This is a genomic window from Citrobacter sp. RHB25-C09, assembly GCF_013836145.1.
GTDB lineage: Bacteria > Pseudomonadota > Gammaproteobacteria > Enterobacterales > Enterobacteriaceae > Citrobacter_A.
This window is the reverse complement of sequence record NZ_CP057483.1, coordinates 3538633-3552837: the sequence shown is the minus strand read 5'-3', so window position 1 is coordinate 3552837 and position 14205 is coordinate 3538633. Positions and strand designations below refer to the sequence as shown.

The 14205-nt window shown below is 53.3% G+C and carries 12 protein-coding genes, 3 tRNA genes and 2 pseudogenes; 8 read left to right on the top strand and 9 right to left on the bottom strand.

Going from position 1 to position 14205, the window contains the following annotated elements; translation table 11 throughout:
- Nucleotides 1-24: 24 nt before the first annotated feature.
- The 3 genes and pseudogenes from tssA to HVY19_RS16805 all read right to left on the bottom strand — a co-directional run.
- Nucleotides 25-1440 (bottom strand): annotated as a pseudogene (tssA, locus tag HVY19_RS16815) (type VI secretion system protein TssA).
- Between the two features lie 19 nt (nt 1441-1459).
- Nucleotides 1460-2155, bottom strand: coding sequence for a type VI secretion system-associated protein VasI (vasI, locus tag HVY19_RS16810; RefSeq protein WP_249419118.1), 696 nt, complete (start codon nt 2153-2155; stop codon nt 1460-1462).
- Nucleotides 2149-3612, bottom strand: a pseudogene (locus HVY19_RS16805) (AAA family ATPase); the annotation flags it as partial. The gene vasI and the pseudogene HVY19_RS16805, both read right to left, overlap by 7 nt.
- Before the next feature lie 151 nt (nt 3613-3763).
- Here HVY19_RS16805 and HVY19_RS16800 point away from each other — a divergent pair.
- Nucleotides 3764-6022, top strand: a complete 2259-nt coding sequence (locus HVY19_RS16800) for an RHS repeat-associated core domain-containing protein (protein WP_181681618.1) — start codon at nt 3764-3766, stop codon at nt 6020-6022.
- On the top strand, nt 6015-6317 hold the full coding sequence (locus HVY19_RS16795; RefSeq protein ID WP_181681617.1) for a hypothetical protein: 303 nt from the start codon (nt 6015-6017) through the stop codon (nt 6315-6317). The genes HVY19_RS16800 and HVY19_RS16795 overlap by 8 nt, the downstream gene beginning before the upstream one ends.
- Before the next feature lie 51 nt (nt 6318-6368).
- On the opposite strand, the gene HVY19_RS16790 is transcribed toward HVY19_RS16795, so the two are convergent.
- The 4 genes from HVY19_RS16790 to HVY19_RS16775 all read right to left on the bottom strand — a co-directional run bounded on the left by HVY19_RS16790 (nt 6369) and on the right by HVY19_RS16775 (nt 7166).
- A complete protein-coding gene (locus HVY19_RS16790) occupies nt 6369-6641 on the bottom strand; it encodes a SymE family type I addiction module toxin (RefSeq protein WP_249419117.1) in 273 nt (90 codons plus the stop codon).
- A gap of 226 nt (nt 6642-6867) precedes the next feature.
- Nucleotides 6868-6944: transfer RNA gene (locus HVY19_RS16785), tRNA-Met, on the bottom strand.
- A 34-nt stretch (nt 6945-6978) separates the two neighbouring features.
- A tRNA-Met gene (locus HVY19_RS16780) sits at nt 6979-7055 on the bottom strand.
- Nucleotides 7056-7089: 34 nt separating this feature from the next.
- Nucleotides 7090-7166 (bottom strand) — tRNA-Met (locus HVY19_RS16775).
- 206 nt (nt 7167-7372) lie between these two features.
- Here HVY19_RS16775 and mltA point away from each other — a divergent pair.
- Nucleotides 7373-8470 (top strand): murein transglycosylase A, encoded by a 1098-nt coding sequence (gene mltA, locus HVY19_RS16770; protein ID WP_181681616.1) that lies wholly within the window; start codon nt 7373-7375, stop codon nt 8468-8470.
- Between the two features lie 17 nt (nt 8471-8487).
- Nucleotides 8488-9294 (top strand): tRNA cyclic N6-threonylcarbamoyladenosine(37) synthase TcdA, encoded by an 807-nt coding sequence (gene tcdA, locus HVY19_RS16765; protein ID WP_181681615.1) that lies wholly within the window; start codon nt 8488-8490, stop codon nt 9292-9294.
- A gap of 59 nt (nt 9295-9353) precedes the next feature.
- On the opposite strand, the gene csdE is transcribed toward tcdA, so the two are convergent.
- The gene (gene csdE, locus HVY19_RS16760) at nt 9354-9797 is read right to left on the bottom strand and encodes a cysteine desulfurase sulfur acceptor subunit CsdE (RefSeq protein WP_181681614.1); all 444 of its coding nucleotides are present in this window, start codon (nt 9795-9797) and stop codon (nt 9354-9356) included.
- On the bottom strand, nt 9797-11002 hold the full coding sequence (csdA, locus tag HVY19_RS16755) for a cysteine desulfurase CsdA (RefSeq protein ID WP_181681613.1): 1206 nt from the start codon (nt 11000-11002) through the stop codon (nt 9797-9799). Before csdA ends, csdE begins: the two co-directional genes overlap by 1 nt.
- Nucleotides 11003-11193: 191 nt before the next feature.
- On the opposite strand from csdA, the gene HVY19_RS16750 reads away from it, so the two are divergent.
- From HVY19_RS16750 to rlmM, 4 genes are all read left to right on the top strand, one after another.
- Nucleotides 11194-11421, top strand: coding sequence for a YgdI/YgdR family lipoprotein (locus tag HVY19_RS16750; RefSeq protein ID WP_181681612.1), 228 nt, complete (start codon nt 11194-11196; stop codon nt 11419-11421).
- Nucleotides 11422-11772: 351 nt separating this feature from the next.
- The gene (gene gcvA / locus HVY19_RS16745; protein WP_181681611.1) at nt 11773-12690 is read left to right on the top strand and encodes a glycine cleavage system transcriptional regulator GcvA; all 918 of its coding nucleotides are present in this window, start codon (nt 11773-11775) and stop codon (nt 12688-12690) included.
- Nucleotides 12691-12708: 18 nt separating this feature from the next.
- Nucleotides 12709-13104 (top strand): DUF423 domain-containing protein, encoded by a 396-nt coding sequence (locus tag HVY19_RS16740; RefSeq protein WP_181681610.1) that lies wholly within the window; start codon nt 12709-12711, stop codon nt 13102-13104.
- Nucleotides 13097-14197 (top strand): 23S rRNA (cytidine(2498)-2'-O)-methyltransferase RlmM, encoded by a 1101-nt coding sequence (gene rlmM / locus HVY19_RS16735; RefSeq protein WP_181681609.1) that lies wholly within the window; start codon nt 13097-13099, stop codon nt 14195-14197. The genes HVY19_RS16740 and rlmM overlap by 8 nt, the downstream gene beginning before the upstream one ends.
- Nucleotides 14198-14205: the final 8 nt, after the last annotated feature.

The window sequence follows — 14205 nt, the reverse complement described above, 5'->3', positions numbered from 1 at the left end:
CTGATCACAACGTAACTCCTTTTATTATCTCACTGTTTTTTCAGCGACTTTTTCTTCCAGCAATGCCAGTAATGCAGGTTCCCAGTCGGGTAAAGATGTCCGTAGACCCGTGGCTAACAATATTCTGTATTGCTGCTGAGCGAGCTGGGGCATCCCGGTTTCTTCCATTAATTGCGTGGCCAGATAGTGTCGAAGGAACCGATCGCGGGGGGCGTTTTGCGGCAACGTCTCCAGGTACCGTAATGCGGATTCCAGCCCCTGTTCCTGAAGATGTTCTCGGGCAATTCGTTCTTCTTCTCCGGGCGCTACAAACGAAACAGACGTTGCTTCGGTGTTGGGTTTAAGCCAGTGCAGCGTTGGTTCAGATAAAAATGGCGAATAATCGTTAAATAACAGCGCGCTGAGAGACGGTATCCGCTGTAAAAAACGATTCACTTCGTCCTTTATGGCCTCGGCGGCATCGTCGTAGCCAAGTTGAGCGGCAATTCGTGCTGAAAGGGCGTGACCATCAAGCCAGTACGGAGCCAGCAGTAAGCTTTGCTCTACCTGGCGCCATAATTCGATATTTGGGCTCAGGGCTTTTGCCTGGTAATCCGCCATCAGATCAACGGAGAATGCTGCAAGAACGGTGCGTCCGTCGTTATCAGCCTGCGGGCCACTGGCAATACCCTGCCACACTGCGTGGCGACGCAGGCGATAACCCAGCGGATTTTCCGGTTGGCGTTCACATAAAACATCGGCAACCTTCAGCAGCGTTGCGCGTCATGCTTTGTCATCATGGCCTTCCACGTTGATTGCAGGTGTGCTTTGTTGATGAACCACCATTGTGGGTGAGATTGGGGCGCTCTCGCTTGTTTGCACTGACGTAGCGGTTACGATCGGGGTCGCAGATGACGCCTGCATACTGCGCTGATAAAGCGTAAATAGCTCGTCTACGGCGTCCGCCAGTACGGGGCAATCATTGTCCCGCCACAGCTTTGCGAGATAGGCCAGTTCACCGGGCATTGCATTACGCTGTGTTTCGCAGGCACTACGGGAAAAATTATCTGCCGCGGCTTCAAACCTTTTGATGACCTGGTGTGCAAAACGAATCTTATACGTTTTATTTTCCGGCCACGCCTGCTGCCAGTAATGTTGCACATACTGCACCAGCATCTGCGCCGCCAGCAGAAGTTCTGGGGCGTGACCGCCATGTTGCAGGGTGCACAATAGATGAACGACGAGCCTGAAATCCTTGCTTTCCGATGCCAGCAGGTTGAGTGCCTGTCGCTGTATTTCCGCGATGTCGATCTGATCGTGCGTTAGCGACCCCAGGCGGGCCACGTTATCTTCAATGTTGATCCATTGGGCATCGCTTTCGTTAATTGGCTGGCGCAGTTTTTCTTCCGGCAGTGTAGCCAGCAGGGAGTCCATCCAGGTATCCGTGGTGAGCTGATCCATATTATTCTTCTTTCCTGAACTATCCCGCCCAGTGGCAGGCCGCACGCAGAGGCATGATGGTCTGCGCCAGCCCTGCGATCGTAAACGTCATTTTTTCGCTTACGCCATTTGTTCCGCTTTCAACGGTCAGCGTTTTGGCGCCAAAAAGATGTTTAATTTCATCAATGCCCGCTAACCCCCGACTGGCTTCCAGCAGATAACCATTCTCACGAATAAACCAGCGGGTTTGCAGCGTTCCAGCCTCTGTTATCAGCGTGAGGGCGATATCGCTATCATGCTGAGGCTGTGAGAGCGCGATCTGCATACGGGTAATATTGTCTACACAGCTGAACATCAGTACCGGGCGAGGTGGAACGTTGCCAAGCGCAGGGGTCGTGATAATGACCGATGGACGATCTCCGTCGGTCTGTGTTATCAGAAACTCCGTACCGTGTCCTGTGCGCTGCTTTTCCTGATCGATGGCGCGTCGCCACGCTTCTCCTTGCGATTGTGCTTTGACTAACGCACCGGTGAAATCAGGTCTGGCGGGTACCAGTAAGCGGTCATAGCAGTCCAGTCGTTCAAGCGCCGCGACCTGTGAACTGCAACTCTGCATCTCACGAACTATTGCTGCTGTATCGTCTGGCTGGGGGAGTTTTTCCTGTGCCAGAACGATGGCTGGCAGGAGAAAGAACCCCAACAGGCCGGAAAGATGTCGATATCGCATCCTCATAATGCTACGACTTCTCCGTCAGCGATTTTCGACGCACTCTCATCGATGGCGGCGTTCTGCGGCTCGATAACTTCAGCCGTAAAAGCGCCATCAACAACATCGAGGCAAATTCGCTCTATAGGGGTTCCGGCTGCCATTTTCTGAAGTAGCTGCAGGGCAAGCGGTGGAAGAACCTCACCATCTATGATGGATTCCAGCATTCGGGCACCATTTTCCGCACGCGTCACGCGCTGAATGATTTCATCCGGCACCTGTGGTTTAACCACGACTTCTGCGTTGAAACGGGCGAATAATGTGTTTTCCAGACGGGCGAGTTTTCCGGTCACGATCGTGATGAGCGTTTCCCGGGACAATGGTAGATACGGAATGACTTCCATGCGCGCGAGCAGGGCAGGTTTAAAGAAATCGGCAAGGATCGGGTACAGAGCCTCATGCATGCTTTCCGGATCGTTCGCATAGTCAACGATGGTTTGATAGCCGAGATTAGAAGTCAAAAAGAAAACAATGTTTTTACAGTCGATGACCCGTCCCTCGCCATCGGCCATTTCGCCTTTGTCGAATGCCTGATAGAACAGATTCAGGACGTCCGGATGTGCTTTTTCTACTTCATCCAGCAGCACCACGGAATACGGTTTCTGGCGAATGGCTTCGGTTAAGACGCCACCCTCGCCGTAGCCGACGTAACCCGGGGGGGAGCCAATTAAGCGTGAAACCGTATGCTTCTCCTGAAATTCTGACATATTGATGGTGGTCAGATACCGGCGGCCTCCATAGAGCAATTCGGCCAGTTGCAGCACGGTTTCGGTTTTGCCGACGCCACTGGGGCCCGCGAGCAAAAATGCGCCCAGCGGACGACCAGGACGACGCAGATCGGCACGGGCAGTGAGAAGATGCTTATGCAGATGCTCAATAGCAAGTTCCTGCCCTTTGATTATCTCACCAATCCATCCTGGCAGTTCGGTAATAACTGACATTTCATTCTGTGAAAGGCGATTAAGTGGGACGCCAGTCCATTCGGCAATCACTGAAGCAATTTGTGTTTTATCTACGTGCGGTGAAACCAGGCGTTGTTCTTTCCAGGTGGCTTCAAGTTCCGCTGTCAGATTCAACAGTTGATGTTGCTTCTGCGGGAGCGTCAATACAGCGGAGTTGAGCGATGGCTCAAGCTCAGGCTCGTGATTTTGCTCGCCGGTATTGAGCAAATCATGACGTAGGGCGGTGATTTGTTGCACCAGTTCCCGCTGGTGCAGCCATGTCTGTTCCAGCATCTGACACTGTTTTTTTGTTATTTCATACTGCTGGTGCAATTCATCACGTCGATCGGTATTTAGTAGAAGACCAATGCGCTCTTCACGCTCAAGTTGACGGATTTCAGCCTCATACTGGCGGCACTGCGTTTCCAGTGCAGAAATTTGTTTCGGTGGAGAGGAAAGGTTTATCGCTACGCGCGCGCAGGCGGTAACGGGACGCGCACTCCCGTCCAGTGTAAAACTGCCGGGCGGAGGACTGTACCTTTATGGCTACGACAGATGTCACGGCCTGACGGAAATCGCCGGGCCGGAAGGAAAGTGTGAAAAACGGGAACGTGATGCCTGCGGACAGGTTATCGCCGTGCAGGACGGCAGCGGCGCCGTTCTACAGCGTTTCAGTTATAACCGCCGTGGGCAGATTACGGAGGCGCTGGACTGTTCCGGTAACAGAACCTGTTACCACTACGATGAACGCTACCGGCTGGATGAAATTCGCGATGCGGCGGGTGAGTGCTGGCGCAGAAAATATGACCCGTCAGGGAACGTGCTGGAGATAAGTGGCGCGGAAGGCTGGTATGAGCGGGTGGAATACAACGAACGGGGCTTACCGGTGCGCCACCGTACGGCGGACGGAGCGGAGACGCGCTATGGCTATGACGGGACCGGCTGGCTGGCATACCGGCGCGACCCGCGCGGCGGGGTGGTTTCCCGCCATCGTGACAGCCGGGGACGGCTGGTCGGGTTATGTAACGGAAACGGCGAACGCTGGCAGTTTGTCCCGGGGCCGGACGGACGTCTGCTTGAAGAGCGCGGGTTCGACGGGGCGCTGACCCGCTATGAGTATGATGTCTGCGGGCGGGTGGTGAGGCGGACGTTTCTGGCGGACACGCCCGCAGCACTGACGTGGCAGGCGGGCTATGACGCCGCCGGGCAGATGACGGGGCTGAGGACGCCGGATATTGCGCGGGTGTACCAGTATACGGCGGACGGTGCCCTCAGCAGCGCGGAAGAAATCTGTCAGGACGGCAGCCGCGACAGCCTGCGTTTTGAATACGACAGCGCAGGCCGGCTGAAGGCCGAAAGCGGGGTCAACGGGCGGGTAAGTTATCAGTACGACGCGCTGGATAACCGCACGGTGACCGGACTGCCCGACGGACGGAAGCTGAGAAACCATTACTACGGCAGCGGACACCTGCTGCAGACGGCGCTGGACGGCCTGGTGCTGTGCGAGTTCAGCCGCGACGCGCTGCACCGGGAAACCCGGCGTACGCAGGGGGCGCTGTTCAGCCTGCGGCGGTATGACCGCCTCGGCCGGGTGTCGGAGACCAGCGTACTGAGGGAAAGCCGCCCCCTGCGCGCTGAACGGGAATGGCGGCAGCAGTACGACATGCGGCACAACCTGGTGGAGAACCGGGAAATCACCGACCCGTGGCGGGAACGGCATTACCGTTACGACGAAGCCGGTCATCTGCGTGAGGCGCGACAGGGCGTGCTGCCGGCAGAGCAGTTTTACTGCGACCCGGCGGGAAACATTACGGAAAGTGAGGGTCCGGTGCGGCATAACCGGGTGACGGCGTTCAGAAATGTGCGTTACCGGTATGACGACTTTGGCCGGGTCAGTGAGCGTGTGCTGGCGACGGAAACGCAGACGCTGGAATACGACAGCTTTCACCGTCTGGTCCGGGTCCGGTGCCGTTCCCCGCAGAAACAGACGGCGGACAGGGATATCCGTTACCGTTACGATGCGCTGGGCCGGCGCACGGAAAAGCGGGTGGAAAGCTGGGTGCCGGGCGCGCTGCGCGACCTCGACCCGCCAGCCGTGAGCGGGACACGTTTTGTGTGGGAGGGATTACGGCTGCTGTCGGAGGAGCAGGACGGCAGGACAAGGCTGTATGTGTATGAGGACCAGAACAGCCACACGCCGCTGGTGAAGGTGGAGGGAAAGGGCAAGGAAACCCGTTACCGCTGGTATCACTGTCAGCCGAACGGCATGCCGGAGCGGCTGACGGATGAGAAGGGTGACATCCGCTGGGAGGGGGTGACGCGGGCATGGGGGGGCACAGCGCGGGAAGCCGGAGATGAGGAAGAGAACCTGCGTTTTCAGGGGCAGTACCTTGACCGTGAAACGGGACTGCATTATAACCTGTTCAGGTACTACGATCCGGAAAGCGGGAGGTACACGCAGCAGGACCCGATAGGGCTAAAAGGTGGGTTAAATCTTTATCAATATGCGCCTAATCCATTAAGCTGGATCGATCCGCTGGGACTGACCGCATGTTCCAAAAACGCGAAATCTTTGCGAGAGGGGCCTCAAGGAACCGTTGTCACAGTTAAATCAAAACAGGAAGCCCATGATTTATTGATGGAAGCTTTTGCTGATGCTCAAAAAGTAAGAGGGATCGGTTCGCAGGATGCCGCTGGTATTAGAAGAAAACATAAGATGGAACAATTTAAGAAAAGAGATGGTACTGTCCGTTATAGGAAAGATTACCCTATTGATTCTAATACTGGTCGTGTATACGGTCATGATGATCCTAAAGGTACAGGGCATGGTTCTTTGCCTCATATAAATATTAAACGTTCTGATGGAACAATGGTGAGGATCGATATAGATGGTTGATTTATCGATTGAAAAACTAATTATTGCTATAGAGAATGGTAAGGTTAGAGGTTTTGATGAGATAAAGGAAATAAATGGTGAAAATTATTTTTTCCAATATGCTCTTAAAAAGCAGGATGAAAAATACAATACCTATTTTTTCCGCATACCGGAAAATAAAATGGAAGTGATCGAAGATTATGCAACTGAAGAAATTAGTACGTTTTCCAATATAGAAGATGCTTTCAATTACTTTAAATTACAAAATGTTGATATTGGGAAATTTTCTCCTATTAGAGGATTGTCACCTTTTTAGATGATAAAGAAAGTCGGGTAAGATTATTAGTCTTCCCGGCTTTTTTATTATTTAATCTCCGTTCAGTGCACTAAACATTCCGTCCTTAATTCCCTTAACTACCTGTTTAGCCTGATAAAGCTGTTCGCGCAGCTCCTGCACCTCGTTGTTGTCAGCAATGATGGTCAGGCACCCGTCCGATATTTTTACGGTCACGCCGCGCCCGGTCTCAAATCCCGCCTCTTTCAGCCAGTCGCCTTTATGGTTCAGGCTGGGGTGTTGTGAATAATACCGGGCGCGCGCTCTGATGTAGCCGACTTTATAGCGGTGAAGTGACGTACTCAGCTCTTCAATAAGCTGTAACCTTCGGGATTGAGTTTTGATGCCTGAAAACGGACAGGTAAGAGAAGCGGTACTGACAGGCCGTGAGGATCGCTTGCAGGAAATATTAATTCGACTGGCATCATATGAAATGATGGGGTGATTTAAAAAAACAAAAAACCGCTAAAGCTATAAACTTTGCGGCCTCTTAATTTCAGCACTATCTGAGCAAGATAACTGAATGATGTATTGGTTGCGGGGGCCGGATTTGAACCGACGACCTTCGGGTTATGAGCCCGACGAGCTACCAAGCTGCTCCACCCCGCGTCACCGTACTGCTTGTATTTCATCAAATTTTGATTGGTTGCGGGGGTCGGATTTGAACCGACGACCTTCGGGTTATGAGCCCGACGAGCTACCAGGCTGCTCCACCCCGCGTCACCGTACTGCTTGTACTTCATCAAATTTTAATTGGTTGCGGGGGCCGGATTTGAACCGACGACCTTCGGGTTATGAGCCCGACGAGCTACCAGGCTGCTCCACCCCGCGTCCGTGGATGCGCACTATACTCTGCTAACATTTTCATGCAACCCTTTTTTCACCTGGATCACGGTTTCGGGATGAAATTGAATAAAAACAATACATTTAAGGTTAAATTTTGCGCAAATTTGCGCCAGGGCATCCATGCTCGTTTCATTAGAGGACGGGGTTTGTTATCTTCAGTGCGCATGATTTACAGATAAAAGACGAGAACAATGAAAGGACGTTGGGTTAATTACCTTGTGATGGGGGCGGTGGTTGCAATGCTCGCCGCATGTTCCTCTAAACCGACCGATCGCGGACAGCAGTATAAAGACGGGAAGTTTACCCAGCCTTTCTCACTGGTGAACCAGCCTGACGCCATCGGCGCACCGATCAACGCCGGAGACTTTGCCGAGCAGGTTAATCAAATACGTAGCGCCTCTCCCCGTCTTTACGGTAATCAAAGTAGTGTTTATAACGCCGTGCAGGAATGGCTGCGTTCCGGCGGTGACACGCGGACCATGCGCCAGTTCGGGATCGATGCCTGGCAGATGGAAGGGGCGGATAACTACGGTAACGTACAGTTTACTGGCTACTATACGCCGGTGATCCAGGCGCGCCACACGCGTCAGGGCGAGTTCCAGTATCCTATCTACCGTATGCCGCCAAAGCGCGGACGTTTGCCTTCTCGGGCAGAGATTTATTCCGGTGCGCTGAGCGACAGCTATATTCTGGCCTACAGCAACTCCCTGATGGACAACTTCATTATGGATGTGCAGGGCAGCGGCTATATCGACTTTGGTGATGGTTCCCCACTTAACTTCTTCAGCTATGCCGGTAAAAACGGCCATGCTTATCGCAGCATCGGTAAAGTGCTGATCGATCGCGGCGAAGTAAAGAAAGAAGATATGTCGATGCAGGCGATTCGTCATTGGGGGGAGACGCACAGCGAAGCCGAGGTGCGTGAGCTGTTAGAGCAGAACCCGTCCTTTGTTTTCTTTAAGCCTCAGTCGTTTGCGCCGGTGAAAGGGGCAAGTGCCGTACCGCTGATAGGTCGTGCGTCTGTTGCCTCCGATCGCAGCATTATCCCTGCGGGAACGACGCTACTGGCAGAAGTGCCGCTGCTGGATAATAACGGTAAGTTTACCGGCCAGTATGAGCTGCGCCTGATGGTCGCGCTGGATGTGGGCGGAGCGATTAAGGGTCAACACTTCGATATCTACCAGGGCATTGGTGCAGAAGCCGGACACCGTGCTGGCTGGTATAATCATTATGGTCGGGTCTGGGTGCTGAAGAGCGCGCCGGGCGCGGGTAACGTATTTAGCGGTTGATTGTGGTCTGAGGTGGTATGTCTGTTGTAATAAGTGACGCCTGGCGTCAGCGTTTTGGCGGAACCGCACGTCTGTATGGTGAGAAGGCGCTTCAGTTGTTTGCTGAGGCGCATATTTGCGTGGTTGGCATTGGCGGTGTGGGTTCCTGGGCCGCGGAAGCGCTGGCGCGTACCGGGATTGGCGCGATTACCCTCATCGATATGGATGATGTCTGCGTGACCAACACCAACCGTCAAATTCATGCGCTGCGCGACAATGTGGGCCTGGCGAAAGCGGAAGTGATGGCCGATCGTATTCGACAGATCAACCCTGAGTGCCGGGTGACCGTAGTCGATGACTTTGTCACGCCTGACAACGTGGCTGAGTACATGAACGCAGGATTTACCTATGTCATTGATGCCATTGACAGCGTCCGCCCGAAGGCCGCGCTGATCGCATATTGTCGACGCAATAAAATCCCGCTGGTAACGACCGGTGGGGCAGGTGGACAGATTGATCCAACCCAGATCCAGGTAGTAGATCTTGCCAAAACGATTCAGGATCCGCTTGCTGCAAAGCTGCGTGAGCGTCTGAAAAGCGATTTTGGCGTGGTGAAAAACAGCAAAGGTAAGCTGGGCGTGGACTGCGTGTTTTCCACTGAAGCGCTGGTTTATCCGCAGTCGGACGGTACCGTCTGTGCGGTGAAAGCGACGGCGGAAGGGCCAAAGCGGATGGACTGCGCATCAGGATTCGGTGCGGCGACCATGGTCACCGCCACGTTTGGCTTTGTAGCTGTTTCCCATGCGCTGAAAAAGATGATGGCAAAAGCTGAACGTCAGGCGTGAGTTTACTGTGCCGGAGGGCGTTCACGCTTATCCGGCCAGGTATTGCTGTATCGCAAATATCAGGCTCCGCGAGCCGCCTCTAATATCGCCTCGTTTAACGCGTTCAGGCCCTGACTCCGCGACGCGCTGAGCTGGGTGCGTAAACCCAACTCGTCAAACAGTTCCAGTGGTGAGCGGGCCTGCAACTGGGCCGCTGTTTTTCCTTCTACCGCCGTCAACAGGACTGCCAGCAGACCGCGTACGATACGACCTTCACTGTCGCCGAAAAAATGCAGCGTTCCTTTATCCGACTTCGTAAAACCCAGCCAGACGCGGTTTTCGCAGCCAGCGATCTCTTTCGCCCGCGCTTTGAATTCGTCAGACAACGCCGGAAGCTGCTTACCTAACAGAATAAGCTGGCGGTATTTATCCTCCCATTGGCTTAGCGGGAGAAAGGTATTGCGTAACGTCTCTTCGGTTACGGTTGTGCCGAACGGGTGTCCGGCGAGTAGAAGACCTGTCATTAATCCACCAGTATGTCCAGCGCGCGATCAACAGCGTTAACCAGCGCATCCACATCGTTCTTTGTATTATACGGCGCAAATGAGGCGCGCAGGGTACCCGTGACTCCAAGCTCTGCCAACAGCGGCTGGGCGCAATGTTGTCCGGCGCGCAGCGCGATACCGTATTCCGCCAGCAGTGTGACCATATCGCTATGGTGAACGCCTGCAAAATCAAAAGCCAGCAGGCTGGAGTCCTGACAGCGAAATGAACGGAAGCCGGATCGCTTCGCCAGCGCGTCTTCGGCAAGCGTCGCCAGGCCACGGCTCCAGCTCTCAGCCTGATGGATATCAATATCGGCCAGCCATTCCAGCGCAGCGCTCATGCCAATGACGCCTGCCACGTTTGGTGTGCCCGCTTCCAGCTTCCACGGCGCCTCCAGGGTCGTAAAACCCTCGAAGCTGACCTGGTTAATCATCTTTCCGCCCCCCAGCCAGGGAGACATCGCCGCCAGCAACTCTGGCTTACCATAAAGAACGCCGATGCCCGTTGGGCCGTATAGCTTATGGCCGGAGAAGGCATAGAAATCGATATCGAGCGCCTCGACGTCAGCGGGAAAATGCACAGCCCCCTGCGCGCCATCGACCATCACGATCATTCCGGCTGCGTGAGCGATTGTTATCGCGCGGGCTAGATCCGGGCAGCCGCCAGTGACGTTCGACATCTGCCCCAGCGCCAGAATTCGACTGCGCGGTGTGATTATCTCGGGCAGACGTTCCACATCTGGCAGGAACTGCGCGTTGAGCGGCAGTTTTACCACTTTTGCGCCCGTCTGCTCAGCCACCATCAGCCACGGTACGAGGTTCGCGTGATGTTCCGCAACGCTCACGATAATTTCATCGCCCGGCTGCAGCCGCGGGCGAGCATAGCTCTGGGCGACCATGTTGATCGCTTCTGTGGTGCCGCGCGTCCAGACGATGGTCTTTTCATTTGGCGCATTCAGCAGTTGAGCTACTTTCTCCCGAGCGGCTTCATAGCGTGCGGTGAGGCGCTGTGCTTCAGCAAACTGGCTGCGGTGAACGTTACCGGCGCTCAGACTATAAAACTGCTGGGTCGCCTCAATGACGGCCTGCGGTTTGAGGGCGGTAGCGGCACTATCGAGATAGACGCCGGCGTCTGCCAACGCGGGAAATTGGGCGCGAAACTGTGCGGGATTGAAAGCGTTCATGATATTCCTCAATTCAGTAAGCAGATCGTGGCGCAATTTTGCTGCTGTGACAAGAACTGTCCTGAACCAGGAATCTTCCGGTTTACCTGGAAAATACGGAGTAGTGGCTTATGCTAAATAGTGTTGGGCAAATATTTTTGCCTGTTATGGAATATGTTTTGAATAGCATAAACTGCTTTAAGGAGACGAAGATGAAGAAAACTGCCGCAATTATCTCTGCATGTATGCTGACTTTTGCCCTGAGCGCCTGTTCCGGTTCTAACTATGTGATGCACACCAATGATGGTCGTAGCATTGTGGCCGATGGTAAGCCGCAGACGGATAATGAAACCGGGATGATTTCGTATAAAGACGCTAATGGCAACAAACAGCAGATCAATCGTACCGATGTGAAAGAGATGGTCGAACTGGACCAATAACCCGCCGGCGTTAAGCCAAAAAAAAGCACCGCAATTTGGCGGTGCTACATTAATCACTATGGACAGACAGGGTAAATGTACAGGAAGTGAAAAAGGGTAGCTTTGCTACCATGGTCTGAATCGCAGACCAATTGCAAACACAACAACACAACATCACAACCGTAAGCCAAAAGTTAACCAGAACACGCATTCCAGAAAAACTTTTCGTTCCGGCTCAGGAAGTGCCGCCACTATAGGTATTTGCTGGTAGTTCCTCAACGGACAAATTATAATGGCTCAGATTAAAAAAACTAATAGGTTACACAGTGTAGCTTAATTGTTAAATTCTTTTAACATCAAAGTCTAAAAGCCATGTCAAAACGACTTCCACCTCTGAATGCATTACGTGTTTTTGATGCCGCCGCAAGGCATTTAAGCTTCACCCGAGCAGCAGAAGAGCTTTTTGTGACCCAGGCCGCAGTCAGCCATCAAATCAAGTCACTTGAGGATTTTTTGGGTTTAAAGCTGTTCCGTCGACGCAACCGTTCTCTCCTTCTCACCGAAGAAGGGCAAAGTTATTTCCTCGACATCAAAGAGATTTTTTCGCAATTAACCGAAGCGACACGTAAACTTCAGGCCCGCAGTGCAAAAGGTGCCCTGACGGTCAGTTTATTGCCCAGTTTTGCCATTCATTGGTTGGTGCCACGCCTCACCAGCTTTAATTCAGCTTATCCGGGAATCGACGTCAGGATCCAGGCGGTAGACCGTCAGGAAGATAAACTGGCGGATGATGTGGATGTGGCCATTTTTTATGGTCGTGGCAACTGGCCGGGCTTGCGCGTTGAAAAATTATACGCAGAATATTTGTTACCCGTTTGCTCGCCGCTGTTGCTGACGGGTGAGAAGGCATTGAAGACGCCGGAAGATCTGGAAAAACATACCTTGCTGCATGATGCCTCGCGTCGTGACTGGCAAACCTATACGCGCCAATTGGGACTGAACCATATCAATGTGCAACAAGGGCCTATCTTTAGTCATAGCGCGATGGTGCTCCAGGCAGCCATTCATGGGCAGGGTGTGGCGCTGGCCAACAATGTTATGGCGCAATCTGAAATAGAGGCCGGGCGTCTGGTTTGTCCATTTAATGACGTTTTGGTCAGTAAGAACGCTTTTTATCTGGTTTGTCATGACAGTCAGGCAGAACTGGGTAAAATAGCCGCCTTCCGTCAATGGATCCTGGCTAAAGCAGCGACTGAGCAAGAGACGTTTCGCTTTCGTTACGAACAATAATTTATTTAGGGTATTACCATGACCAGCCGTTTTATGCTGATTTTCGCCGCAATAAGTGGCTTTATCTATGTCGCTCTGGGAGCGTTCGGTGCGCATGTGCTGAGCAAAACCCTTGGCGTGGTGGAAATGGGCTGGATCCAGACGGGTCTGCAATATCAGGCGTTTCATACGCTGGCGATATTCGGTCTGTCGGTGGCGATGCAACGGCGCATTAGCATCTGGTTTTACTGGAGCAGTGTTTTTCTCGCGTTAGGCACAGTGCTGTTTAGCGGCAGCTTATATTGTCTGGCGCTGTCTCATTTGCGTCTGTGGGCGTTTGTCACGCCTGTTGGCGGCGTCAGCTTCCTGGCCGGCTGGGTATTAATGTTAATTGGTGCTATTCGTTTGAAGCGTAAGGGCGTTGTTCATGAATAAGGTTGTGTTGTTGTGTCGCCCGGGCTTTGAAAAAGAGTGCGCCGCTGAAATTACGGATAAGGCGGGGCGTCGGGAGCTGTTTGGTTTTGCGCGTGTAAAAGAAAACGCGGGTTACGTTATTTATGAATGTTACCAGGCCGAAGATGCTGAAAAAATAATCACCGAGCTGCCGTTCAGTTCGCTTATTTTTGCCCGTCAGTGGTTTGTCGTCGGGGAATTGCTCCAGCATTTGCCCCCGGAAGATCGCATTACGCCCATCGTCGGCATGTTGCAGGGCGTGGTGGAAAAGGGCGGGGAACTGCGCGTTGAAGTTGCGGATACCAACGAAAGCAAAGAGCTGATGAAGTTCTGCCGTAAGTTTACGGTGCCGCTGCGTGCCGCGCTGCGTGAAGCTGGGGTGTTGACGAACTATGAGACGCCGAAACGCCCCGTGGTCCACGTCTTCTTTATCGCCCCCGGCTGCTGCTACACCGGTTACTCGTTTTCGAACAATAATTCGCCTTACTACATGGGCATTCCACGCCTGAAGTTTCCTGCCGATGCACCAAGCCGCTCAACGCTGAAACTCGAAGAGGCGCTGCACGTGTTTATTCCCGAAGATGAGTGGGATGAACGTCTGGCAAACGGCATGTATGCCGTGGACTTAGGTGCCTGTCCCGGTGGCTGGACCTATCAGTTAGTCAAACGCAACATGTGGGTGTACTCGGTGGATAACGGTCCGATGGCCCAGAGCCTGATGGATACCGGGCAGGTCACGTGGCTGCGCGAGGATGGTTTCAAATATCGCCCGAACCGCAACAACATCTCATGGATGGTCTGCGATATGGTTGAAAAACCAGCGAAAGTGGCGGCACTGATGTCCCAGTGGCTGGTCAATGGTTGGTGCCGTGAAACCATCTTTAATCTCAAACTGCCGATGAAAAAACGCTACGAAGAAGTCTCGCAGAACCTGGCTTATATTCAGGCGCAGCTTGACGAACATGGCGTTAATGCGCAGATCCAGGCGCGTCAGCTTTACCACGATCGCGAAGAGGTCACGGTACATGTGCGTCGCCTGTGGGCCGCCGTCGGTGGTCGCCGCGACGAGCGGTAAAGGACAAA